The 23,182-nt window shown below is 71.0% G+C and carries 23 protein-coding genes; 12 read left to right on the top strand and 11 right to left on the bottom strand.

Features of this window, described 5'->3' with window-relative positions; all coding sequences use genetic code 11:
* Positions 1–89 precede the first annotated feature (89 nt).
* Genes LX88_RS19855 through LX88_RS19845 form a run of 3 tightly spaced genes read left to right on the top strand, consistent with a single transcriptional unit; the run spans position 90 to position 4,154 of the window.
* Positions 90–1,412: an SLC13 family permease gene (locus LX88_RS19855; protein WP_258949274.1), complete on the top strand. Its 1,323-nt coding sequence runs from the start codon at positions 90–92 to the stop codon at positions 1,410–1,412.
* A 5-nt stretch (positions 1,413–1,417) separates the two neighbouring features.
* Positions 1,418–2,824 carry an acyl-CoA synthetase gene (locus LX88_RS19850; protein ID WP_258949273.1) on the top strand — a complete coding sequence of 469 codons (1,407 nt, stop codon included), beginning with the start codon at positions 1,418–1,420 and terminating at the stop codon, positions 2,822–2,824.
* Positions 2,808–4,154, top strand: coding sequence for a carboxyl transferase domain-containing protein (locus LX88_RS19845; RefSeq protein ID WP_258949272.1), 1,347 nt, complete (start codon positions 2,808–2,810; stop codon positions 4,152–4,154). The genes LX88_RS19850 and LX88_RS19845 overlap by 17 nt, the downstream gene beginning before the upstream one ends.
* Here LX88_RS19845 and LX88_RS19840 read toward each other — a convergent pair.
* Genes LX88_RS19840 through LX88_RS19815 form a run of 6 tightly spaced genes read right to left on the bottom strand, consistent with a single transcriptional unit; the run spans position 4,136 to position 7,905 of the window.
* Positions 4,136–4,300: a hypothetical protein gene (locus LX88_RS19840; RefSeq protein ID WP_258949271.1), complete on the bottom strand. Its 165-nt coding sequence runs from the start codon at positions 4,298–4,300 to the stop codon at positions 4,136–4,138. The two genes, LX88_RS19845 and LX88_RS19840, sit on opposite strands and share 19 nt — an antisense overlap.
* A 9-nt stretch (positions 4,301–4,309) precedes the next feature.
* Positions 4,310–4,618 (bottom strand): hypothetical protein, encoded by a 309-nt coding sequence (locus tag LX88_RS19835; RefSeq protein WP_258949270.1) that lies wholly within the window; start codon positions 4,616–4,618, stop codon positions 4,310–4,312.
* Positions 4,615–5,790, bottom strand: a complete 1,176-nt coding sequence (locus LX88_RS19830; protein ID WP_258949269.1) for a cation:proton antiporter — start codon at positions 5,788–5,790, stop codon at positions 4,615–4,617. Before LX88_RS19830 ends, LX88_RS19835 begins: the two co-directional genes overlap by 4 nt.
* A 4-nt stretch (positions 5,791–5,794) precedes the next feature.
* A complete protein-coding gene (locus tag LX88_RS19825) occupies positions 5,795–6,268 on the bottom strand; it encodes a cation:proton antiporter regulatory subunit (protein WP_258949268.1) in 474 nt (157 codons plus the stop codon).
* Positions 6,269–6,277: 9 nt separating this feature from the next.
* On the bottom strand, positions 6,278–6,925 hold the full coding sequence (locus tag LX88_RS19820) for a response regulator (RefSeq protein WP_258949267.1): 648 nt from the start codon (positions 6,923–6,925) through the stop codon (positions 6,278–6,280).
* Complete coding sequence (locus tag LX88_RS19815; protein ID WP_258949266.1) at positions 6,922–7,905, bottom strand: HAMP domain-containing sensor histidine kinase; 984 nt, start codon at positions 7,903–7,905, stop codon at positions 6,922–6,924. Before LX88_RS19815 ends, LX88_RS19820 begins: the two co-directional genes overlap by 4 nt.
* Positions 7,906–8,190: 285 nt before the next feature.
* Here LX88_RS19815 and LX88_RS19810 point away from each other — a divergent pair, with 285 nt between their 5' ends.
* A complete protein-coding gene (locus LX88_RS19810; RefSeq protein ID WP_258949265.1) occupies positions 8,191–8,346 on the top strand; it encodes a hypothetical protein in 156 nt (51 codons plus the stop codon).
* Here the strand turns inward: LX88_RS19810 and LX88_RS19805 are convergent.
* Positions 8,324–8,977: a winged helix-turn-helix transcriptional regulator gene (locus LX88_RS19805; RefSeq protein ID WP_258949264.1), complete on the bottom strand. Its 654-nt coding sequence runs from the start codon at positions 8,975–8,977 to the stop codon at positions 8,324–8,326. The two genes, LX88_RS19810 and LX88_RS19805, sit on opposite strands and share 23 nt — an antisense overlap.
* 122 nt (positions 8,978–9,099) lie before the next feature.
* Here LX88_RS19805 and LX88_RS19800 point away from each other — a divergent pair, with 122 nt between their 5' ends.
* A complete protein-coding gene (locus LX88_RS19800; protein WP_258949263.1) occupies positions 9,100–10,317 on the top strand; it encodes an MFS transporter in 1,218 nt (405 codons plus the stop codon).
* Here LX88_RS19800 and LX88_RS19795 read toward each other — a convergent pair.
* Complete coding sequence (locus LX88_RS19795) at positions 10,304–10,891, bottom strand: helix-turn-helix domain-containing protein (RefSeq protein ID WP_258949262.1); 588 nt, start codon at positions 10,889–10,891, stop codon at positions 10,304–10,306. The genes LX88_RS19800 and LX88_RS19795 overlap by 14 nt on opposite strands.
* Before the next feature lie 66 nt (positions 10,892–10,957).
* Here LX88_RS19795 and LX88_RS19790 point away from each other — a divergent pair, with 66 nt between their 5' ends.
* Positions 10,958–11,911, top strand: coding sequence for an alpha/beta fold hydrolase (locus LX88_RS19790; protein WP_258949261.1), 954 nt, complete (start codon positions 10,958–10,960; stop codon positions 11,909–11,911).
* Here LX88_RS19790 and LX88_RS19785 read toward each other — a convergent pair.
* Both LX88_RS19785 and LX88_RS19780 read right to left on the bottom strand, forming a co-directional pair.
* Positions 11,901–13,373: an amidase gene (locus tag LX88_RS19785; RefSeq protein ID WP_258949260.1), complete on the bottom strand. Its 1,473-nt coding sequence runs from the start codon at positions 13,371–13,373 to the stop codon at positions 11,901–11,903. The genes LX88_RS19790 and LX88_RS19785 overlap by 11 nt on opposite strands.
* 114 nt (positions 13,374–13,487) lie before the next feature.
* Positions 13,488–14,414 carry a patatin-like phospholipase family protein gene (locus LX88_RS19780; protein WP_258949259.1) on the bottom strand — a complete coding sequence of 309 codons (927 nt, stop codon included), beginning with the start codon at positions 14,412–14,414 and terminating at the stop codon, positions 13,488–13,490.
* 216 nt (positions 14,415–14,630) lie between these two features.
* On the opposite strand from LX88_RS19780, the gene LX88_RS19775 reads away from it, so the two are divergent.
* The 3 genes from LX88_RS19775 (at position 14,631) to LX88_RS19765 (ending at position 18,670) form a co-directional block, all read left to right on the top strand.
* Positions 14,631–16,241, top strand: coding sequence for an ABC-F family ATP-binding cassette domain-containing protein (locus LX88_RS19775; RefSeq protein WP_258949258.1), 1,611 nt, complete (start codon positions 14,631–14,633; stop codon positions 16,239–16,241).
* The gene (locus LX88_RS19770) at positions 16,234–17,805 is read left to right on the top strand and encodes an ABC-F family ATP-binding cassette domain-containing protein (protein WP_258949257.1); all 1,572 of its coding nucleotides are present in this window, start codon (positions 16,234–16,236) and stop codon (positions 17,803–17,805) included. Before LX88_RS19775 ends, LX88_RS19770 begins: the two co-directional genes overlap by 8 nt.
* A 115-nt stretch (positions 17,806–17,920) precedes the next feature.
* Positions 17,921–18,670: a DUF899 family protein gene (locus LX88_RS19765; protein ID WP_258949256.1), complete on the top strand. Its 750-nt coding sequence runs from the start codon at positions 17,921–17,923 to the stop codon at positions 18,668–18,670.
* Here LX88_RS19765 and LX88_RS19760 read toward each other — a convergent pair whose 3' ends face one another.
* Positions 18,671–19,408 (bottom strand): class I SAM-dependent methyltransferase, encoded by a 738-nt coding sequence (locus tag LX88_RS19760; protein WP_258949255.1) that lies wholly within the window; start codon positions 19,406–19,408, stop codon positions 18,671–18,673.
* A 61-nt stretch (positions 19,409–19,469) separates the two neighbouring features.
* Here LX88_RS19760 and LX88_RS19755 point away from each other — a divergent pair, with 61 nt between their 5' ends.
* The 3 genes from LX88_RS19755 (at position 19,470) to LX88_RS19745 (ending at position 23,170) form a co-directional block, all read left to right on the top strand.
* The gene (locus LX88_RS19755) at positions 19,470–20,657 is read left to right on the top strand and encodes a GNAT family N-acetyltransferase (protein ID WP_258949254.1); all 1,188 of its coding nucleotides are present in this window, start codon (positions 19,470–19,472) and stop codon (positions 20,655–20,657) included.
* Between the two features lie 133 nt (positions 20,658–20,790).
* Positions 20,791–22,107: a cytochrome P450 gene (locus LX88_RS19750; RefSeq protein WP_258949253.1), complete on the top strand. Its 1,317-nt coding sequence runs from the start codon at positions 20,791–20,793 to the stop codon at positions 22,105–22,107.
* A 136-nt stretch (positions 22,108–22,243) separates the two neighbouring features.
* Positions 22,244–23,170: a hypothetical protein gene (locus LX88_RS19745; protein ID WP_258949252.1), complete on the top strand. Its 927-nt coding sequence runs from the start codon at positions 22,244–22,246 to the stop codon at positions 23,168–23,170.
* Positions 23,171–23,182 lie beyond the last annotated feature (12 nt).

Raw genomic sequence — 23,182 nt, 5'->3', positions numbered from 1 at the left:
GGACCGTGGGCGGAAAGTGGCTGAACCACTTGGCCACTGAGCCGGCTCAGGCCAACCCACCCGGACAGTCCCAACGACGGGAGCCCTGCATGTCCGCCGAACTGATCTCGATACTCGTGCTGGTCGTGGTGTTCGTCCTAGCCACGACCAGGTCGATCAACATGGGTGCGCTCGCCTTCGCCGCGGCCTTCGGGGTCGGCACGCTGGTGGCGGACATGAAGACCGACGACATCTTCAAGGGCTTCCCCGGCTCCTTGTTCGTCGTGCTCGTCGGGGTGACGTTCCTGTTCGCCATCGCCCGCGCCAACGGCACCACGGACTGGCTGGTGCACATGGCGATCCGGCTGGTCGGCGGACGGATCGCGCTGATGCCGTGGGTGATGTTCGCGATCACCGGCGTGCTGACGGCGATCGGCGCGGTGAGCCCCGCCGCGGTCGCCATCGTGGCGCCGATCGCGATGGGCTTCGCGGCCAAGTACCGGATCAGCCCGCTGCTGATGGGCGTCATGGTCGTGCACGGCGCGCAGGCCGGCGGGTTCTCCCCCATCAGCATCTACGGCACGATCGTCAACGGCATCGTGGCCAAGGAAGGCCTGCCGGGCAACGAGGTCGTGCTGTTCCTGGCCAGCCTCGTGGTGAACCTGCTGATCGCCGCCGTGGTGTTCGTGGTGCTGGGCGGCATGAAGCTCGCCAGGCAACCGCTGGAAGCACCCGCGCTGGCCCGCACCGGTGGTGGTGGCGACGACGCTCTCGGCGGTGGAGTCGGTGACGACGACACCCGCGACGTGACCGACGTGGCGGAAGAGCGCGTCGCCCTGACCGCGCCCCGCATCGCGACCCTCCTCGGCCTGGCGGCCCTCGTGATCGCCGCGCTGGTGTTCGACCTCGACGTCGGCCTCGCCGCGATCACGGTGGCCGTGCTGCTCAGCGTGGTGTGGCCGGACACCTCCAAGGAGGCGATCACCCAGATCACCTGGCCGACGGTGCTGCTGATCTGCGGCATCCTCACCTACGTCGCCGTGCTGCAGACGATGGGCACGATCAAGTGGGCGGGCGACTCGGTCGCCGGTGTCGGCGCTCCCCTGCTCGCCGCCCTGCTGATCTGCTACATCGGCGCGATCGTGTCGGCGTTCGCCTCGTCCGTCGGCATCATGGGCGCGCTGATCCCACTGGCCGTGCCGTTCCTGCTGCAGGGCGAGGTCAGCGCGATCGGCCTGATCGCGGCCCTGGCGGTGTCGGCGACCGTGGTCGACGTGAGCCCGTTCTCCACCAACGGCGCCCTGGTGCTGGCCGGCGCGCAGGACGTCGACCGTGACAAGTTCTTCAAGCAACTGATGGTCTACGGCGGGATCATGGTCGCGGCGGCGCCGCCGCTGGTCTGGCTCGCCCTCGTCGTCCCGGGAATCTGGTGACCCTGATGTTCGCCTTGCAGTCCGACCGCGTCGCCCTCCGCTTCGGCGACCGCACCCTCACCCACACCGAGCTCGCCGCGTGCGCCGGAACACTGGCGCGGCAGCTGTCCGGCCTGCCTCGGGTGGCGATCTGGGCGACCCCGACGATCGAGACGTGTGTCGCGGTGGTCGCGGCCCTGCTCGCCGGGGTGCCCGCCGTGCCGCTCAACCCGAAGGTCGGCGAACGCGAGCTCGCGCACATCGTGGCGGACAGCGCGCCCGTGCAGGTGCTCGCGGCTCCCGGCACACCGCTTCCCGCCGGACTGGATTCGGTGCCGCGCCGCGACGTCACGCTCGACGGCGGTGCCTTCGAGCCGTTCGCCGATCCCGGTGGCGAGGCCCCGGCGTTGATCGTCTACACCTCGGGCACCACCGGTGCACCCAAGGGCGTCGTGCTGCCGCGCCGCGCGATCGTGTCCACTTTGGACGCGGTCGCGGATGCGTGGGAGTGGACCCCGGAGGACGTGCTGGTGCACGCGTTGCCGTTGTTCCACGTGCACGGCCTGATCCTCGGCGTGCTGGGCCCGTTGCGGCGGGGCGGCACGGTGCACCACCTCGGCAAGTTCTCCACCGACGCGGTCGTCCGGGCCCTGGACGACGACGGCACGATGATGTTCGGCGTTCCCACGATGTACCACCGCATCGCGGAGGAGGTGGGAGGCGACGTGAAGCTCGCCAACGCGTTGAGCGGGGCGCGGCTGCTGGTGTCGGGCTCGGCGGCGTTGCCGGTGCGCGACCACGAGCGGATCACCGCCGCGACCGGCCAGCGCGTGGTCGAGCGGTACGGGATGACCGAGACGCTGATGAACACCAGCGTCCGCGCGGACGGCGACCGCAGGCCGGGCGTGGTCGGCGTGCCGCTGCCCGGTGTCGAGGTGCGGCTGGTCGACGAAGCCGGGCTGGCGCTGGACGACGTCGGCGCGATCGGCGAGATCCAGGTGCGGGGACCGAACCTGTTCACCGAGTACCTCAACCGGCCCGACGCCACCACCGAGGCGTTCGCGGACGGATGGTTCCGCACCGGCGACGTGGGCACGCGCGACGAGGACGGCTACTTCCGCATCGTCGGGCGCAAGGCGACGGACATCATCAAGAGCGGCGGCTACAAGATCGGCGCGGGCGAGATCGAGAACGCCCTGCTGGAGCACCCCGGCGTGAAGGAGGTGGCGGTGACCGGCGAGCCCGACGACGACCTGGGCGAGCGGATCGTCGCCTGGGTCGTGCCCGCCGGGGCCGAGCCGTCCCCGGACGAGCTCGCCGGGCACGTGGCGCGGCTGCTCACCCCGCACAAGCGGCCTCGGGTGGTGCGGTTCGTGGAGTCGTTGCCGCGCAACGACATGGGCAAGGTGATGAAGCGTGCCCTGCGGGCGTGAGTCCGCCCGTGAGCTGATCGGCCGGCTGGCGTCGGCGTTCGAGGAGCTGCCGGACGAGCTGGGTCCCCTCGCCGGTGACGGACCGCTCGGCTGGCCGGGGTACGGCGACCAGCTCGCGCGGGCGGCCGCCTCGACCGGCGAACGCGAGTCCGTCGTCTGCGGGGTCGCGGAGATCGGCGGCGTCACGACCGCGGTGGTGGCGTTCGAGTTCGGGTTCCTCGGCGGCTCGCTGGGAACCCACACCGGCGCCCGCGTCGAGCAGGCCTTCACGCACGCCCGCGAACGCCGCCTGCCGGTGGTGTCGCTGGTCGCGACCGGCGGTAGCCGCATGCAGGAGGGCACGCTCGCGTTGATGCAGCTGCCCCGGATCGCCCGGCAGCTCACGCTGACCCGCGAGGCCGGGCTGCCGCACGTCGCCGTGCTGCGCGATCCCACGACCGGGGGCGGCTGGGCCACGCTCGGCGCGGGTGCGGACGTCGTGCTGGGACTGCGCGGCGCGCAGGTCGGGTTCGCCGGCTCACGGGTGCGGCCGCCGGGGTACTCGGTGACGCAGCAGTTCGCGGCCGGTCTGGTCGACCAGCTCGTGCCTCCCGAGGAGCTGCGCGAGCGGCTGGAGCGCTGGCTGCGGCTGCTCACCACGGCCACCGGCGGCCCCGCCCCCGTGCCGGCGGCGCTGGGCCAGGCGACGTTGCCGAAGACCGGCTGGGACGCGGTGGTGCGCGCCCGCACGCTGGGCCGGCCGCGCGCCAAGGAGTACCTCGCGGCCTACTTCGACTGGCACGAGCCGGTCAACGGCGACCGCTGCGGCGGCGTCGACCCCGGTGTGCTGTGCGGGTTCGGGCACCGCGACGGGCGGACCGTCGCCTACGCGGCGCAGTGCGGCACGGCGACCCGGCCCGCCGGGTTCCGCACGGCGGCCCGTCTCGTCCGGCTGGCGGACCGGCTGGGGATCCCGGTGCTGACGCTCGTGGACACACCGGGCGCGGCCAACGACGCGGCCGCAGAGAAGGCGGGAGTGGGCGCCGCGATCGCCGACATGTTCACCGCGGTCGCGGCCGCGCACGTGCCGGTGACGACGCTGGTGATCGGCGAGGGCGGCTCCGGTGGCGCGCTGGCGTTCGCCGCACCGGACCGGATGTGGGTGACGCCGGACGGCTACTTCGCGGTCATCTCACCGGAGCTGGCGAACGCGATCCTCAAACGGGACCCCGCGCGGGCGCGGCAGACGGCGGAGGAGTTGCGGTTGCGGCCGCAGGACCTGGTCGAGCTGGGCGTGGCGCGGGGAATCGCCCAGCTCGGCCAGTCCGCTGATCAGGCCACGGCCATGTAGAGGAACGCCAGAAGCGAACTCGGGACGCAGATGGTCACGAGACCGACCACGCCGTAGAACGGCTCCTTCTTCTTCAGCATCGCGCCCAGCGCGCCGACACCGACGAGCACGGACGCGACGAACAACACCAGAACGACGTACGACATGTGAAGTCCTCAGGTCAGGGGGTGGGTGGAGCCGGGAGCGGCCGCGTGCGGCGGTGCCCGGCTCGACCGGTGACCTGCAGTCGTTGCTTCTACGTTCTGAGCGGCGGCCACCACGACGGCTGCACGGGCCCGTGGCGGGCACGGGCCCGTCGTGGAGCCGGGCAGCGCCCAACAGGCGTCCGGGGACGCCGTCGTCTGCACGTGGACGGCCGAGACCGGCGCGTTGAGCCCCGATCCCGGCCGGTCCGCGGCCGTGTCGCGGGTGCTCGTGCCGACGAACGCCAGCAGCAGGACCAGCAGGAGTGCCGGCCACCTCACTGAGCGGCTGCCCGCCTGCGGAGGAAGAACTCGCCGACCGGCTCCACGAAACGCGCCGCGATCGGGCCGATGATCGCCATCAGCAACACGTACGCGGTGGCGAGCGCGGCCAGTTGCTCGTTCACGTGACCGGAGGCGACCGCGAGCCCGGCGATGACGATGGAGAACTCCCCTCTCGCCACCAGCGCGGCACCCGTGCGGGCGCGGCCCATCAGCCCGATGCCCTGGCGGCGCGCGGCCCACCAGCCCGTCGCCACCTTCGTCACGGTGGTGATCACGGCCAGCAGCACCGCCATGCCGAGCACGGGCGGGATCGAGCGCGGGTCGGTGTTCAGGCCGAACACCACGAAGAACATCGCGGCGAACAGGTCCCGCAGCGGCTCCAGCAGGCGCGTGGCGTTCTCGGCGGTGGAGCCGGAGATCGCGATGCCCAGCAGGAACGCGCCGACCGCGGCGGACACCTGCAGTTCCGAGGCGATGCCGGCGACCAGCAGCGCCGAGCCGAGCAGCTTGAGCAGGAACACCTCGTGGTCGGGACTGTCCACGACGGCCGAGATGACGCGGCCGTACTTCAGCGCCACCACCAGGACGATGGTGATCGCGAGCAGCGAGATGCCGACCGACGTGAGCCCTCCGACGAAGCTGACGCCCGCGAGCACGGCCGTGAGCACCGGCAGGTAGACGGCCATCGCCAGGTCCTCGAACACCAGCACCGAGAGGATCACCGGCGTCTCGCGGTTGCCCAGGCGGCCGAGGTCGCCGAGGACCTTCGCGATGATGCCGGACGACGAGATGTAGGTGACGCCCGCCATCGCCAGCGCGCCGACCGTGCCCCAGCCGAGCATCAGCGCGACGATCGCGCCGGGGGCCGCGTTGAGCACGATGTCGAGGACGCCGGCCATCCACGACTTCTTCAAGCCGGTGGTCAGTTCGGAAGCCGAGTACTCGAGGCCCAGCAGCAGGAGCAGCAGTACTACGCCTATCTCGCTGGCGAGGTGGGTGAAGTTCTCGATGCCGTGCAACGGGATCAGTCCGCCGGACCCGAACGCGAGACCGCCGACGAGGTAGAGCGGGATCGGCGAGATGCCGAATCTCCAGGCGAGGCGGCCGAGCAGACCCAGTCCGAAGAAGACCGCACCCAGCTGGATCAGCGCGATCGTGGTGTCGTGCACAGTCTCAGCCGCCCGTCAGGATGTCCGCGGCGGCGTCGAGACCGTCCGCGGTGCCGACGACGACCGCGAGATCGCCGTTCTCGAACAGGAAGCCGGGGCCGGGCGACGGGTGCGCGTTGCCCGCACGCACGACCGCGACGATGGAGGCGCCGGTGCGGGTGCGCAACGCCGTGTCGCCGAGGGTGCGGCTGGAGAACGCCGTGACCGGCAGCTGGCGGGTCGTGATCCCGGTGATGTCGGCGTGCTGCCTGGCGAGCTTCGAGACGAGCTGCGGCGCCCCGAGCAGCCCGGCGAGCGTGCCCGCCTCCTCCGGCGCGAGCGGGATCGACGCGGCGGTCGTGTCGGGATCATCCTGTTTGGACATGATGAGTTCGAACTTGCCGTCGCGGTAAGAGATCACGCCGATCCGGCGGCCGGAACGGAGGGAGAAGTCCTGCCTGACCCCTATGCCGGGCAGGGGCGTCACTTCGACGTTCACTCGAGTGTCCTAGGGTTCGACGAGCCCGGCGCGGATCGCGTACCGGGTGAGTTCGAGGCGGTCCTTGAGCCCGAGTTTCTGCAGCAGGTTGGCCCGGTGCCGCTCGACGGTCTTGACGCTGATCACGAGCATGTCGGCGATCTCCTTGGAGGAGTGGCCCTCCGCGACCAGCTTGAGGATCTCCTCCTCGCGATCGGTGATCGCCTTGGCCGGGAAGCCGCCGCCCTCCTTGGCTCGATCCAGGTAGTTGCGGATCAGCGAGTTCACCGCGCCGGGGTAGAGGAACGGCTCGCCGCGCATGGCCGAGCGGCAGGCCTCCACCAGGTCGCGGTCGGCGACGGACTTCAGCACGTACCCGGAGGCGCCCGCCTTGAGCGCCTCGAAGAAGTACTGCTCGTTGTCGTACATCGTGAGGATGAGGATCCGCAGGTCAGGCAGGAGGCGCGAGAGCTCCCGCGCCGCCTGCAGCCCGGTCAGCCGCGGCATGGCGATGTCGAGGATCGCCAGGTCCGGCTTGTCCTTCCGCGCCAAGCTGATCGCCTCCGCGCCGTCGCCGGCCTCGCCGACGACCTCCAGGTCGGGTTCGTTGTCCAGGATCATCCGGACGCCGCGGCGGACGAGCGCGTGGTCGTCCGCGAGCAAGATGCGCACTGTCATCCGCCCTCCCCCTTCGCTTTGACGGTCAGCCTGACCTCGGTGCCGCTCAGCGTCGGCCCGACGGTCAGGTCGGCGCCGACCAGCAGCGCGCGTTCCCGCATGCCGCGGATGCCCGCACCCTCCTGGCTGTCGCCGATCCCCCGGCCGTTGTCGCGCAGTCGTAGCTCCACTTCGGACGGACGAGCCGTCAGCGTCAGTTCGATCTCGTCGGCCTTCGCGTGCCGGACGGCGTTGGTGAGACCCTCCTGCGCGACGCGGTAGACGACCAGTTCGGTCTCGGCGTCGAGCGCGGGCAGGTTCTTGTCGAACGACCGCTTGATCGTGAGACCGGCCGGGTCGCCGATCTCACGCGCGAGCGCCTTGAGCGCGCTGACCAGCCCCAGCTCTTCCAGCACACCGGGCCGCAGCCTCCGCGCGATGCGGCGGATCTCGTCGAGCGTGCTGCGCGTCGTCTCCTGCACCTGGAGGAGCTCCTCGCGCGTCTCCGGCGGCGACTGGTCCGCCACCCGCTTCAGGCTCAGCAACACCGCCGTCAGCGACTGCCCCACCTCGTCGTGCAGCTCCTGCGCGACCCGCCGGCGTTCGGACTCCTGCGCGGAGAGGGCGATCGCCGAGCTGTACCCGCGCTCGGTCTCCAGGCGGTCGATCATGCTGTTGAACGTGGTGATCAGCTCCGCGATCTCCCCGTGCCCCGTCGCCTGCAACCGGGGTCCTGGCTTGAGCAGGTCGATCGTGGTCATCGCTCGCGTGAGCCGCCCGAGCGGCGCCAGCCCCACCCGGATCAGCACGGCGTTCGCGATCAGCATCACCACCAGCCCGGCCGCCAGCACCACCACCTCGCGCAACGGCGCCGGCGTCGACACCGTCGCGGGCCCGAACACGAGCACCATGGCCGCGATCACCAGAACCAGGGCGTTGAGCAGGAAGATCCGCCCGAACAACGACACGCGCGCCGCCTCTCCGCGATCACTTCCCACCACGCCTGCGAGGCTGACTGGCGGGAGCGCCACCTGTCCATCCGTGGCAACACCCATGTTCGCCGGGGGCGGGCAGGTGTGCCGGTCGGCGGGCTGCGGGTGAGGGCCGGGTGGGGACGGTCACGCCCGGCGGAGTGATGCCGATCGCTCTTCCCGGTGCCGGCACCCACGCCCGGAGCTGATCCCTCGTCCGGGCCGCCGCGGGTTGAGTGCCAGGACGGATCGCGAACACCGGTGGGCATGACGGATCGTGGAGTCAGACGCCCTCAACCGCTCTGGAGGCGCCCGATGATCCCCACCACCCGCCGCACGCGGACCTGGCCCTTCCACCTCGCGGCTCTCGCCCTGGTAGCGGCAGGCCTGCTCGTGCCGCACGCACTGCTCGTCGCCGCCGGACTGCTCCTGGCGGGCTCGGTGGCGCTCAGGCCCCGCGCGGAACGGTGAACACGCGCAGGAACGTGTCGAGCAGCTTGCGGCGGCCCTTCAGCTCGACCAGGCCGTCCCGCATCGCGCTGATGATCGCCCGGTAGGACGCCAGTTCGCCGTCGGCGAGCGCGACCGTGATGGTCAGGTCGGGCTCGACCGGGGCGGGACCGAGACCGGTGGTGAGCGCGCCGTCCGCCACCACCGCGTGCACCACCACGTCGCGGACGTGGATCTCCCAGGCCGCGGTCGTGCCGGCCGCCTGCGAGGACTGGAACTGCGCGCGGAGGTTCAGCACCGCGCCTTCGGGCGTGACCACGTCGCCCGGCTGCGGGTCGCCGAGCTGGGTCGCGCCCCAGCGGGCCAGCGACAGCAGCGCCGGCTCCAGCGACTGGCCCACCGGGGTCAGCGCGTAGACGACACCTCGCGCGGGCGCCGGAGCCACCTGGCGCTCCACGATGCCCGCCTGCTCCAGTTCCTTGAGCCGGGTGGCCAGCACGTTCGTCGGGATCCCCGCCAGGCCGGTCTGCAGCTCGGTGTACCGACGCGGCCGCACGAGGAGGTTGCGGACGATCAGCAACGCCCACCGCTCGCCCACCAGCTCCAGGGCTCGGGCGAGGCCGCAGTACTGACCGAAGTCGCGTCGCTTCACGGAGCCCACGTTAGCAAGCTTGCAACAATCTATCTAACTTCGTGACTCAAAGTTCACTTGCAAAAACGAAGCGCGTTCCTCTACCGTCGTCGCACCACCCCCTCGAACTCGAAGGAAGTGCGATGACCGCACTGCTCGATCGCACCGGCACGGGTGCGCGGCGGCCGTTCCTGTCACGCGGCGCCGGCTTCGCGGGCATCTCGGCCGCGATGGTCGCGATCCTCGTGGCAGCCGGCGCGCCGACCCCGTTGCTGCCGATCTACCAGCACCAGTGGGGGTTCGCGCCGTGGGTGCTGACCCTCGCGTTCGGCATCTACGCCTTCTCGCTGCTGGTCTCGATCCTGGTGATCGGGTCGCTGTCGGACTACGTGGGACGGCGGCCGTTGATGATCGCGGCGCTGGCCATCGACCTCGTCGCGATGGTGATGTTCCTGTTCGCGCCGAGCATCGGCTGGGTCATCGCCGCACGGGTCGTGCAGGGTGTTGCGACCGGTGCCGCGTCCAGCGCGCTGAGTGCCGCCGTCGTCGAGTTGGCGCCCGAGCGGTTCAAGAAGCTCGGCGCCCAGATGACGAGCATGGCGCCGCTCGGCGGACTGGCGATCGGCGCGCTCTTCGCGGGTCTGCTGGCGGAGTTCGCCTCCGACGCGACGTTCGAGGTGTGGCTGGTGCTCGCGGTGGTCATGGCGGCCGGGACGGTCTTCGCGGTCTTCACGCCGGAGACCGCGACGCGCAAGCCGGGCGCCGTGGCCTCGCTCAACCCCCGCATCTCGCTGCCCGTCCAGGTGCGCAGGCTCTACTGGACGTCGGTTCCCGGCATCGTCGGCGGCTTCATGACGATGACGGCGTTCATGGGACTCGTGCCCGCGCTGCTGGTCGCGGTGTTCGCCGTGCAGAGCCCGATCGTCGGTTCGCTGCTGGCCTTCGTCGCGCTCGGAGCGTCCACTGTGGCCTCCGCGTTCTCGAGCGGGGTCAAGGCACCGAGCTTGCGGCTCGGCGGCACGATCGCGATGGTCGCCGGAGCCGTGCTGTTCGTCGGCAGCATCGGCGCCACCTCGCTGCCCCTGCTCTGGGCCGCCGCGATCGTGGGCGGCGGCGGCATCGGCGCCTCGTTCGCCGGCACCACCCGCGGGCTCGTGCCCGAGGTCGCACCGCACGAACGCGCCGGGCTGTTCACCGCGATCTTCTTCGTCGGCTACCTCGCGATGGGCAGCTCGGCGATCATCGCGGGGCTGTTCGTCGGTGTCGTCGGCGCGGCGACCATGGCCATCGGCTACGGGATCGTCGTCGCGATCGTGACGCTGGTCAGCGTGGTCGCGATGGTGCGGGTCAACCGGGGCTGACCCGGTCGGCGTGGACGTGCGTGCGCACCCCCTGGGGGTCGAACAGGATCAGCAGTTCGACCGCACCGCCGTCCGCGCTGCCCAGCCAGTGCGGCTTCGAGGTGTCGAACTCGGCGGCCTCACCGGGCGGCAACGTCAGGTCGAGATCGTCGAGCACGAGCCGCAACCGTCCATTCAGGACGTAGAGCCACTCGAACCCGTCGTGCGTCTGCAGAGTGGGTCCCAGGGGCTCGGGCACGGCCGGGATGAGCATCTTGAACGACTGCACGCCGCCCGGCCGCCGCGACAACGGCACGAACGTCATGCCGTACTTGTGGATCGGCTTGAGGTGGATGCGCGGGTCGCCGGTGCGCGGGGCACCGACGAGGTCGTCCAGCGGCACGTCGTAGACGCGCGACAGCGGCAGCAGTAGTTCCAGGGTCGCCCGGCGCTGCCCGCTCTCCAGCCGGGACAGGGTGCTCTCGGAGATCCCCGTGGTCGTCGCGAGGTCGGCGAGCGTGATGCCGCGGTGCCGCCGCAACGTCCGCAGCCGCGCGCCCACCCCGTCGAGAACGTCTTCGGTTTCGCGATTCACCGGCCGAGCTTGCCACAGTGGCAAGTTTTCGTGCCAGCTACAGCAACCTCGCTCCAAGCTGACCGCATGAAACGCCTAGTACTCGCCCTGCTGCTCCTGATCACGGCCTGTGCCACACCCCAGGAGACCCCGGCGCACGCCGCCGTCACCCAGAACGACCCGGCCTTCCAAAAGACCTTCCGGCACGAGTTCGCCGACGTGGACGGCGTGCGGATGCACTACGTGACGGGCGGCAGCGGCACCCCGGTCGTGCTGATCCACGGCTGGCCGCAGACCTGGTACGGCTGGTGGCCGATCATGCCCGCGCTCGCCGAACACCACACCGTCTACGCCCTCGACCTGCCCGGACTCGGTGACAGCACCGGCACGCCCAAGGGCTACGACAAGGCCACCCTCGCGCGGTACGTCCACGCGCTGACCAGCCGGCTCGGCCTCCGCGACGCCTCGATCGTCGGCCACGACCTCGGCGCGGCCGTCGCGTTCCAGTACGCCAGCCAGTTCCCCGAGGACACCGCCCGCCTGGGTTACCTCGACCTGCCGCTACCGGGCCCGGCGATCGACGCGCGCACCTACCGCACGCTCAGCTGGCACATCGCGTTCCACTCGCAGCCGAAGGTCCCCGAGGCGGTCGTCCGCAACGACGTCCGCGACTACCTCGCGCTCTTCTACCCGCAGGTCTCCTACCAGGGCAGTGCTTTCGGCGGCACGTCGACGAAGTCGCCGTTCGCGGACGACGAGATCGACGAGTACGCGCGCACCTACAGCTCCGCCCTCTCGAACGGCTTCGAGCTGTACCGCGCGCTCGACCAGGACGTCCGCGACACCGAGGCCGCCCGGCCCGTGCGGGCCCCAGCCCTGGTCATGGCCGCGGAGGGCCAGGCCGAGGCGATCAAGGGCACGGCCGCACCGCGGATGACGAACATCGTGCGCACGCTCGACGTCCCGAAGGCCGGACATTGGCTCGTCGAGGAGAACCCGCAGTTCGTCACCGCAGAACTGCTGCGCTTCCTCAGCTCATGACCGGCATGCGATCGGACCACGGCAGCGCCTCTTCCAGCTGCGCCGCGAGCTTGATCAGCAACGCCTCCCCCGCGAGCGGCGCGACGAACTGGACGCCGAGCGGCAACCCGTCCGCCGTCCAGTGCAGCGGCAGCGAGAGGGCTGGCCTGCCGGTGATGTTCGCGAGCTGCGTGTACGGCACCCAGCCGAGGTTCTCACTGATCATGTCGTCGACGATCTTGGTGTGCTTGAGGAACCGGGCCGTGCCGGTCCTGAGCAGCACGTCCGTCGCCCGCTGCAACGACACCGGCAGGTCGAACTGGCCGACCTTCGGCGGCGGGGTCGCGAGCGTCGGCGTCAGCAGCAGGTCGTAGGACTCGAAGTAGGTGCTGAGGCGGCGGGTGTGCTCGTGCCGCCGCTGCACCGCGTCCACGTAGTCGACGCTGCTCGTGGCCCGTCCCAGCGCGGCCATGAGCAGCGTGTCGCGTTCGAAGGCGACGTCCGGCGCCCCGGTGAGGCGCTTCGCGTCGGCGACCTTCCACGCGAGGTTCACGAACCACGTCAGCAGGAAGTCCTTGGCCAGCACCGCGTCGTCGAACGGCGCCTGCGGCAGTTCCTCCACGTGGTGCCCGAGCTCGGTGAGCACGCGGACGGCCGACGCGACGGCCGCGACCGCCTCGGGGTGCGGGTCCGGGTTGATCGCCGACGGCACCCGCACGCCGATGCGGAGCCGGCCGGGGGCCTGGCCGACGTAGGAGGCGAACGACTCCGGCGGCATCGCGGGCGAGTACGGCCCGGCCGGTTCACCACCGCAGATGACGTCGAGCATCGCTGCCGTGTCGCGGACCGTGCGCGAGACGACGCCCTGCACCGCCGCGCCGTGCATCATCTCGGCGGTCTCCGGCCCGAACGGCGTGAGGCCTCGGCCCGGCTTCAGCCCGACGAGCCCGCAGCAGGCCGCCGGGATCCGGGTCGAGCCGCCACCGTCGTTCGCGCCCGCGCAGGGCACGATCCCGGCGGCGACCGCGGCCGCCGAGCCGCCCGACGAACCGCCGGGAGTCCGTTCCAGGTCCCAGGGGTTGCGCGCCGGGCCCCAGACGGCCGACTCGCTGATCGCCTTGGCGCCGAACTCCGGCAGGTTGGTCTTGCCGAAGATCACCAGGCCGGCGTCGATCCAGCGCTGGACGACGGTCGAGTGCTCGGAGACCTTCAGCGCCTTGAGCGAGCGCGACCCGTTGGAGGTCGGCAGGCCCGCGTAGTCCTGGCCGAGGTCCTTGATCAGGAACGGCACGCCGGCGAACGGACCGGTGAGGTCGTCGGACGGCTCGGCCGGAACGTCCCGGACGATCGCGTTGAGCCGGGGGTTGACCTCCGCGGCGCGTTCCCTCGCCACCGCGAGGAGCTCGGCCGCGGACACGTGCCTGTCCGCGACGAGCCGGGCCAGCCCGGTGGCGTCGTACTTCCGGTACTCGTCGAAGTCCACGCGATCAAGGTAGCTGCTCGGCCACGGTGAAGACGGTCTCGTCCGGGGTGGCCGCCGCCTACTCGGTGAGTTGGCGGGCCTTCCAGCAGGTTGCCGACGAACGGCAGCTCCGGGTCAGGACACCAGACACCCGGCCAGGTCGTCCATCGCCGCCTCCACGCCGACGTCGAGAGCCGCCTGCATGACGCGCGGGCGCCGTTCGGTGCGGCCGATCGTCGCGCTGCCCAGCGGCGGCCGGATCTGCAGACAGGCAGGGTGGGACGCGAGCAGTTTCTCGTCCAGCGCCCTGATGTCCTCGCGCTGCAACCAGGCCGTCACGACGCCCGGCGCGTGGCGGGCGAACCACCGCGACAGCACGAAGCGTTCCCCACGGGACGGCGGCACGCCCAGGAACTCGTCCTCGCGCCGCGTGCGCAGGGCGACGACGTGCGTGGCTCCCTGGGAGAGGGCCGTCCGCACCGGAATCGTCTCGCTCAGCCCGGCGTCGACGTACGGGCGGCCGTCGATCATCACGGGGTCGCCCGCGAGGAACGGCATCGCGGTCGACGCCCGCAGCGCGGTCTGCAGGCTCAGGGTGTCGCGGACGTGGCCGTGCAGGTCGGTCGCCTCGCCGGTGAGACCGTCCGTCGCCATCGGGTGGAACTCGACGGGGTTGTGGAGGATCTCCTGGAAGCCCATCGGGTGGACCTCCGTGTAGATGGTGTGGACGAGGTGGTGGGTGTCCACGACCGGCCGGCGGGTGAACGCGCGCCTCGGGTTGATGGTGGTGCGCATGACGGCCGGGTCCCACCAGGCGTGCTTGCTCTTGTCCGCCCGGCCGCACAGCAGCCAGGCCGCGTTCAGCGATCCGGCCGAACTGCCGTAGACGGCGTCGAACAGCGGCAGCAGCCCGAGCCGTTCGATCGCGACGGTCATCCCGCTGGAGTAGACACCGCGCGAGCTCCCGCCCTCGACCAGCAGGACGAGCCACGCGTCATCGTTCCGTTGCCCTGGAACGCTTTGCTGCCGCTTGCGCTCGCGCAGCAACTCGAGAACCGTCATGAGGAAAACACTATCTGCGGACCTCCGGGGACGCTGCTAATGTGGAAGTGAGATCAACCGCCCTCGATGAGGAGCTCGACGTGCTGGTGGGTGAAGACGACATCTCAGGGTGAGCCCTGGATGTGACAGGCCATCGTCCGCGATGGCCGTTCAGTCGTCCCCTTTTCCACACGCGCGGTCGTTCCGCGCGCGGCACATCTCTGAGGTCTCACACCCATGTCCGACGCATTCATCGTCGTGTCGTCCCTGTCCTTCTCCTGGCCGGACGACACCCCCGTGTTCGACGGCCTGTCCGTCTCGGTGCCGGGCGGGCGCACCGGTCTCGTCGCCCCGAACGGTGCCGGGAAGTCGACGCTGCTCAAGCTCGTGGCGGGCACTTTGGCGCAATCCGAGGGCAGCGTGTCCGTCGAGGGCGTCCTCGGCTACCTCCCGCAGGACCTGCCGCTCACCGCCGGGCGGACCGTGGCCGAGGTGCTCGGTGTCGCCGGCGTGCTGCGCGCCATCGCGGCCGTCGAGTCCGGTGACGCCGGCGAGGAGCACTTCACCACCATCGGCACCGACTGGGACCTGGAGGAACGCACGCGTGCCCAGCTCGACCGGCTCGGGCTCGGCGACCTCGCGCTCGACCGGGTGCTCGGCACGCTGAGCGGCGGGCAGGTCATCTCGCTGGGGCTCGCGGCCCAGTTGCTGAAGCAGCCGGACGTGCTGCTGCTCGACGAACCGACCAACAACCTCGACCTGGACGCCCGGCACCGGCTCTACGACGTGCTGGACGACTGGCGCGGGTGCCTGCTCGTGGTGAGCCACGACCGGGCGCTGCTCGACCGGATGGACCGGATCGCGGAGCTCGACGGCGGCGAGATCCGGTTCTACGGCGGGAACTTCAGCGAGTACGAGGAGGCGGTGGCGGCCGAGCGCGAGGTGGCCGAGAAGAACGTTCGCAGCGCCGAGCAGGAGGTCAAGCGCGAGAAGCGGGAGATGCAGCAGGCCCGCGAACGTGCCGCGCGCCGGGCGTCCAACGCGCAGCGCAATCTTTCGAACGCGGGACTGCCGAGGATCTTCGCGGGCAACATGAAGCGCAACGCGGAGGTGTCCGCGGCCAAGGCCGACGGCACGCACGCGAACCGGCTCGGCGCGGCCCGCTCGAAGCTCGACCAGGCCGAACGGGCGTTGAAGGACGAGCAGAAGATCAGCCTGGAGCTGCCGCAGACGGCGGTGCCGGCGGGCCGCACGCTGTTCCTCGGCACGGACATCCGGGTGAGGGACCTGTTCGACGACCTCTCGCTCGCGATCCGCGGGCCGGAACGCATCGCGCTCGCCGCACCGAACGGCGCCGGCAAGTCGACGCTGCTGCGGGTGGTCCACGGTTCGCTGACGCCGGACAGCGGTGAGGTGAAACGGGCCGACGGCCGGGTCGCGTACCTGTCGCAACGGCTGGACCTGCTCGACGACTCCCGCACGGTGGCGGAGAACCTGGCCGCGTTCGCCCCGGCGATGCCCCCTGCCGAGCGGATGAACCTGCTGGCGCGCTTCCTGTTCCGCGGTACCCGCGCACACCTGCCGGTCGGCGTGCTGTCCGGCGGCGAACGCCTGCGCGCCACGCTGGCGTGCGTCCTATTCGCCGAACCCGCGCCGCAGCTGCTGTTGCTGGACGAACCGACGAACAACCTCGACCTGGTCAGCGCCGGGCAGCTGGAGAGCGCGCTGAACGCGTACCGGGGCGCGTTCGTCGTCGTCAGCCACGACGAACGGTTCCTGAGCGAGGTGAGGATCGACCGCCGGCTGCGCCTGGACGGCGGCAAGCTGCTGGAGGCCACTCATGGCTGAGGCACTGGTCGCCACCGAACTGGTGCGCGGGTTCGGTGGCCGGCGCGTGCTCGACGGGGTGTCGCTGACCGCGGCACCCGGCCGGCGCATCGGGCTGATCGGCGAGAACGGCGCGGGCAAGTCGACGCTGCTGCGGCTGCTCGCGGGCGCCGACCAGCCCGACGGCGGTGTCGTGACGCGGCCGCCGGACCTGGGTTTCCTGCGCCAGGAGATGCCGTTCCCGGACTCGGCGACCGTCGCCCAGGTCCTGGACGACGCGCTGGCCGAGGCACGGGAGGACCTGGCCGAGCTGGAACGGCTGGGTGCGCTGGTCGCCGATCCCGCGTACCTGGAGGAGTACTCGGAACGCCTGGAACTCGCGCAGCGGCACGAGGCCTGGGACGCGGACCGCCGGGCCGGCATCGTCCTCGACGGACTCGGGCTCGGCGAGGTGGCTCACGACCGCACGCTCGGGTCGTTGTCCGGCGGCCAGCGGCGCCGCCTCGACCTGGCCGCGCTGGTGATCCGGCGACCGGCCGCGTTGCTGCTGGACGAGCCCACGAACCACCTGGACGACGACGCGGCCGCGTTCCTGGAGGAGCAGCTGCGGGCGTTGCCCGGCATCGTCGTGCTGGCGAGCCACGACAGGGCGTTCCTCGACGCGGTGTGCACGGACCTCGTCGACCTCGATCCCGCGGTGGACGGCCCGGTCCGCTTCGGCGGCACCTACAGCGAGTACCTGCGCCAGAAACGCGCCGACCGCGGCCGCTGGGAGCGCCGCTACGCCGAGGAACAGGAGGAACTGGCCTCGGTGCGCGACTCGCTGGGCCTGATCGCGGGCCGCGTCGCACCGGACCGGGCCATGCGCGACAGCGACAAGATGGGCTACGGCGTGCGCGCGAACCGCGTGCAGAGCCAGATCTCCCGCCGCGTCCGCAACGCCACCCGCCGCCTGGAAGAGCTGGAACGCAACGCCGTGCCCGCTCCCCCGCGCCCGCTGCGGTTCGCACCGGACACGGTGGCGCTGCAGGCGGAGGACCTGGTGTCGCTGCGGCAGATCAGGGTCCCCGGCCGCCTCGCGCTCGACTTCCTGGACGTGCGCGACGGCGACCGCCTGCTCGTGACCGGCCCGAACGGCGCAGGCAAGTCGACGTTGCTGCACGTGCTGGCCGGCCGCGTCCCGGCCTCGGGCGTGCGGCGCCATCCCGGCGTCCGCGTCGGGCTGCTGGACCAGGACACGTCGTTCGCGAACCCCCGCCTCACCGCGCGAGCCACGTACGGCCGCGCACTCGGCGCCGAACGGATCGCGCAGGTGCCGCTGGAATCGCTGGGGCTGCTGCACAAGTGGGACCTGGGCAAGCCCGTCGGCGCGTTGTCGGTGGGCCAGCAACGCCGCCTCGACCTGGCGTTGCTCGTGGCGGACCCGCCGCACCTGCTGCTGCTCGACGAGCCGACCAACCACCTGTCGCCGACGCTGTGCGACGAGCTGGAGGACGCGCTGGGGCCGGGTCCGGGGGCGATCGTGCTGGCGAGCCACGACCGGTGGCTGCGACGCCGTTGGGAGGGTGCGCAGATCCGGCTGTGAGAACCTCGGTGGACGTTGATCCCGGGAGCGTCACACGGCAGGCGATGTCGAAACGGCGGCAACAGCTTCGACGTGGTTGTGCAAGGACTCACCCGCACATCACGGAGGACTGATCATGACCGGACGCCCGCCCGTCGCCGACCTCGCCACCTGGCAGCAGGCCCGTGACGCGCTGCTGGCCCGCGAGAAGGCCCACACCCGCGAAGGCGACGCGATCGCGGCCGAACGCCGGAAGCTGCCGATGGTCGAGTTCGACGGCAAGGTCGAGGTCGTCGGCGCTGAGGGGGCCGTGCCGTTCGTGGAGTTGTTCCAGGGGCGTGACGAGCTCGTCGTCTACAAGCACATGTGGTGGGACGGCGCACCTCACCAGGGGCAGTGCGAGGGGTGCACCCACGTGCCATGGCACTTCGACGACGCCGCGTACCTCAACGCGCGCGGGGTCTCGTTCGCGATGCTGACCAGCGGTGCGTGGGACGAGGTGGCGCCGTTCGTGGAGTTCATGGGCTACGCCCAGCCCTGGTACTCCGTGCGCGGAGTGGACGGTCCCGCCGGCGGCGACATGGGGTACCTGACCAGCTATTTGCGCGATGGTGACCGCACGTTCCTCACCTACTCCACGACCGCGCGCGGCTGTGAGCGGGTCAACGGGTCGCTGGGGCTGCTCGACATGACCGTGTACGGGCGTGGCGAGGTCTGGGAGCAGCACCCGGAGGGCTGGCCCGCGCCACAGGAGGCGGGGTGGTTCTGGCGGACGGACGCCGACGAGAACTCGAGCTGGGGCGAGGACAGCCGGCCCGTGCCGCAGTGGACGCGTCCAGGTGCGACGCCGGTGCGGACCCTGGGGCGGCAGGGCCACTGCCACTGATCAGCGGGGTCTGGTCGCGGTGGCGAGGACGCGGCGCTTCCGGTCGAACGTGGCCAGGACGCTCCGTGCCTCGTTCTGCATCGACGCCATCGCGGGGTCGCCGGGTGCGTCGGTGGCGAGAGCCTCCTCCCACATGCGCTTCTCCCGCTCCCGCCACTCCGGCCGGTCGGACACCTCGACATCGGTGAAGCCCGCCTCGGGGAGCTGACGGGCCAGGTCGAGCTCGCGGATGCGGCGCCAGACGCGCTCGTCCGCGGGAACGGCCGCCTGCCAGCAGGTGATGACGAGCCGTCCGCCGGGGCGCAGGACGCGCAGGCACTCCCGCAGCGCGTCCGGCTTGGACTCGGCGAACTGCACCGAGTCGACGATCAGCACCGCGTCCACGGAGCCCGCGCTCAGGCCGGTGGCGGTCAGCGTGCCGACCCGGAAGTCGCCTCCGTCGCTGGACTGCCTGGCCTGGTCGACGGCCACGGCGGAGAAGTCCACACCGACCAGGCGGCACCCGGTGCGGCGCGCGATCTCCAGTCCGTACCCGCCGCGACCGCACGCGAGGTCCAGCAGCACCCGGCCCTCCGCCAGGCGCAGTGCCGGCACGACCTCGTCGAGGCCCTGCCCGCCGAGCAGGCTGGTCGACTCGAGGCCCGGAGGGAGGCCGAGCGTCCGGCGCACCAGGTCGTCGGCCAGCGGTGAGCCGGCCCGATCGGTGTACCAGCGGTCGAAGTCCTCTGCACTCGTCACCGCGCAGACCTTGCCAGAAAACGCGTTTGTGCTCGCCGCTTTCGCCGGTCCACTGTGGCGCGTGCAGATCCGTACCACGACAGCCCAGGACCTCGACGTCTTCCTCCGCACCGTCCACACCGCGTTCGGGCGCTTCCCCGAGACACCGGACGCGAACGGCGGTGGTGTCTGGTGGTCGGCCTTCGAGATGGACCGCGGTGTCCTCGCCGAGACGGCGGGCAAGGCCGTCGGAACGGCCATCTCGTACCCGTTCGAACTCACGTTGCCCGGCTCGGTCATCGCCCCTGCCGCCGGGATCACCTCGGTCGGTGTGCTGCCGACGCACCGCCGCCAGGGCGTCCTCACCGCGATGATGCGGCACCAGCTCGGCGCACTGCGGGACAGCGGAGAGTTCCTCTCCGTGCTGCTGGCGACAGAGGGCGGGATCTACGGCAGGTTCGGTTACGGCCCGGCGACCTACACGCGCCGCATGACCGTCCAGCGCGCGCACAGCGCGTTCAGGACGCAGGTGCCCGCGGGGGCGATCGAGGTCCTCCCCCGGTCCGAGGCCACCGAGGTCCTGGAGGAGGTCTACGACCGCTACCGCCGCACCCAGCCAGGCGCGTTGTCGAGGCCGCACCGGTGGTGGGCCCTGGGCGCGGGCATGCCTCCCGTCACGCGTGCGCCGCGCTACGTCGCCGTGCACCGCAACGCTCACGGTGGCCCGGACGGCTACGCCACCTACTTGCTCGACAACGGCACGCTGACCATCGACGAGATCATCACCGCCGACGACGCCGTGTTCGCGGCGCTGGCCCGGTTCGCGCTGGACCACGACCTGGTGACCGAGGTGGTGTTCAAGCACGTCCCGGCGGATCATCCGTTGCGGTGGATGCTCGCCGACTTCAACGCCGGCTCGACGAGCGGTGAGATGGACTGGCTCTGGGTGCGGCTGCTGGACGTGCCGAGGGCGCTCACCGCGCGTGGCTGGCTCACCGACGGTGAGATCGTGCTCGACGTCGACGACCCGTTCCTCGGGGAGCGCCACCGGTATCTGCTGACAGTCGAGGGAGGGAAGGCCGAATGCGTGGAGACGACCCGTGATCCGGACCTCTCCCTGGACGTGCGTGACCTGGGCTCGGTCTACCTGGGAGGAACGACGCCCAGTACTCTCGTCCGCGCCGGACATGTGAAGGCGCGCGGATCCACCGTCGAAGCTGACGCTCTGTTCCGTGCCGAACGCCCTCCGCATTGCCTGCACTGGTTCTGACACACGTCTGGACCAAAGTATGACGGCGCGTTAGGCCCAGGTATGACGCGAGCCGGCGGGCACGTCGTTATTGTCCGTTCCGTTGGACACCGTCAGCCCGTAACCCCCTTTCCGCCGGAGGGACAGCCACGTCATGTGGGAAGTTCTGCAGTCAGCGACCGACGTCCGGTCGCGCGTGACCGAGTGGATGGGGAAGCGGTTCCTCGCACACCTCAGCAAGACCGGGTTCGACCTCGAGTCGTCCTGGTTCGTGCCCTCGCGGGTGCTCGCCCCGCTGCGGCGCAACGGCTTGGACCCCGTGCCGGAGATGGCGCGGATGCAGGCCCACGGCCCGGTGACGAGGCTGCCACTGCCCGTGACGGTGTGGCTGGTGACGGGCTACGAGGCGTCCAAGCAGGTACTCGCGGACTCCGTGGCGTTCAGCAACGACTTCGGGCACCTGCGCGAGCTCGGGCTGTTCTCGGACGAGGCGCCGGGCGGGCTCGGGTTCAGCGACCCGCCGGAGCACACTCGGCTGCGCAAGGTGCTGACGCCGGAGTTCACCATGCGCCGCCTCTCCCGGCTCGTGCCGCGGATCGAGGCGATCGTGGCGGACCAGCTCGACCTGATGTCCATGAAGGACGGACCCGTCGACCTCGTCGAGCACTTCGCGATGACCGTGCCGGCGCTCACGATCTGCGAGCTGCTGGGCGTGCCCGCGAGTGAGCGCGAGGAGTTCCAGCGCCGCAGCGTCTCGCGGTTCGACCTCGGCGGCGCGGCCACGACCTCGCTGTCGGCCGTGTCGGAGTCGATCGTCTACTTCCGCGAGCTCGTGCGGGCCCAGCGGCTGAACCCGACCGACGGGCTGCTCGGCGAGCTCGTCCGCAAGCACGGCGACGACCTGGGCGACGACGAGCTCGCGGGCCTCGCGGACGGCCTGCTCACCGGCGGGTTCGAGACGACGGCGAGCATGATCTCGCTGGGCACCCTCGCGTTGCTGCGCGACCCGGGCCTGCGCGAACAGGCGCTCGGCGACGACAAGGCCGTGAACGGGCTGGTCGACGAGCTGCTGCGGCACCTGAGCGTCGTGTCGGTCGCGTTCCTGCGGATCGCCCGGCACGACATCGAGGTCGCCGGCACGAAGATCAAGGCGGGCGACATCGTAGCGTGCTCGCTGTCCCAGGCGAACCGCGACCCGAGCGCGTACCCGAGCCCCGACGTCATCGTCCCGGACCGCCCAGCCGGCCAGCACCTCGCGTTCGGTTACGGCGCGCACCGCTGCATCGGCGCCGAACTGGCGAAGATCGAGCTGCGGATCGCCTACCCGGCGCTCGTCAAGCGGTTCCCGGAGATGCGCCTCGCGGTCGCGCCGGGCGACCTGTCGTTCCGCAAGCTCTCGATCGTCTACGGGCTGCATTCGATGCCGATGCACCTCGGCGCGCAGCCCAGCCCGATCCAGCAGGTTCTTTAACGGAGGCGCATGGGGGATGGCCTGATACACCCAACTTTTCGCCGTCGGGGTTGAGGGGTTCATCCCTCATGCCTTCGCGTTCGCGCTCGAACAGTCTTTGCCTACCACCGCATTCCGCGAACGGAAGGTAGAGACCATGATCCGCCAGGCCATCATCGCCGCCGCCACCCTCTCGACCATCGCACTCCCGGCCGTGGCCGCCGCGGACCCGATCATCGGCCAGCCCGTGCCGTGCGTGAAGGTCGCCGACCTCGCCGGTGCGGACTTCTCGGTGAAGCAGTGCGGGGTCAGCGACGTCGACCAGTACCGCGCGGGTCTCGAGAACAACGGTGGCTCGTACTGCGGGCCGTCGTCGCTCTACAACGTGCTGCACCACTGGGCCCACGACAGGAACGCGCCGGTCGGCTGGCTGACCACGAAGGTCAAGAACCTCGACCCGAAGGACCCGGCCGACCACAACATCATCACCAACTCCGTCGGCCGGATCGGCGTCGACGCGAAGTACACCAGCAAGGGCACGAAGCTGAGCAACCTGCGGGCCGCCTGGACCATCGCGACCAAGCCCGCCCGTGACGCGGGCTGGAGCACCGCCACCGAGGGCATCAGCCCGCACGGGAACGCGGACTTCGGCGGTGACATGGCGAAGAGGCTCGCCCGCGGGCCGTTGCAGATGCTCTACGGCCGTTACTCGGCCGGTCCGCAGAACAGCCTGCAGCGCGGCGGCGGGCACCTCGTCACGGTCACCGCGGTCGAGGGGTCGTTCGGCGGCAACACCGTGCAGGTCCGCTACATGGACCCGGCCAAGGCGGCCGACCACGGCGTCGGTGAGTACCTGAAGACGCAGTCCGCGTACTCGACGGTCACCGCGACGCTGACGAAGAGGTCCGTCTACGAGTACAGCCCGGTGACCGACAACCCCGACACCGACACCGACGAGAGCCTCACGCCGGGCACCTACCGCACGGTGACCCGCTGGCAGCTCACCCTGCCGGGCTCGACGTCGACCACCACGGTGCTGGTGGAGGGCTTCAACTGGTTCGACATGGCCCCGCCCGTGGGCTGATGACGACGCGAG

This window comes from Lentzea californiensis (assembly GCF_024648825.1).
Lineage (GTDB): Bacteria > Actinomycetota > Actinomycetes > Mycobacteriales > Pseudonocardiaceae > Lentzea > Lentzea californiensis.
The sequence above is the reverse complement of the archived record's forward strand: the minus strand, read 5'-3'. Positions and strand labels throughout refer to the sequence as shown.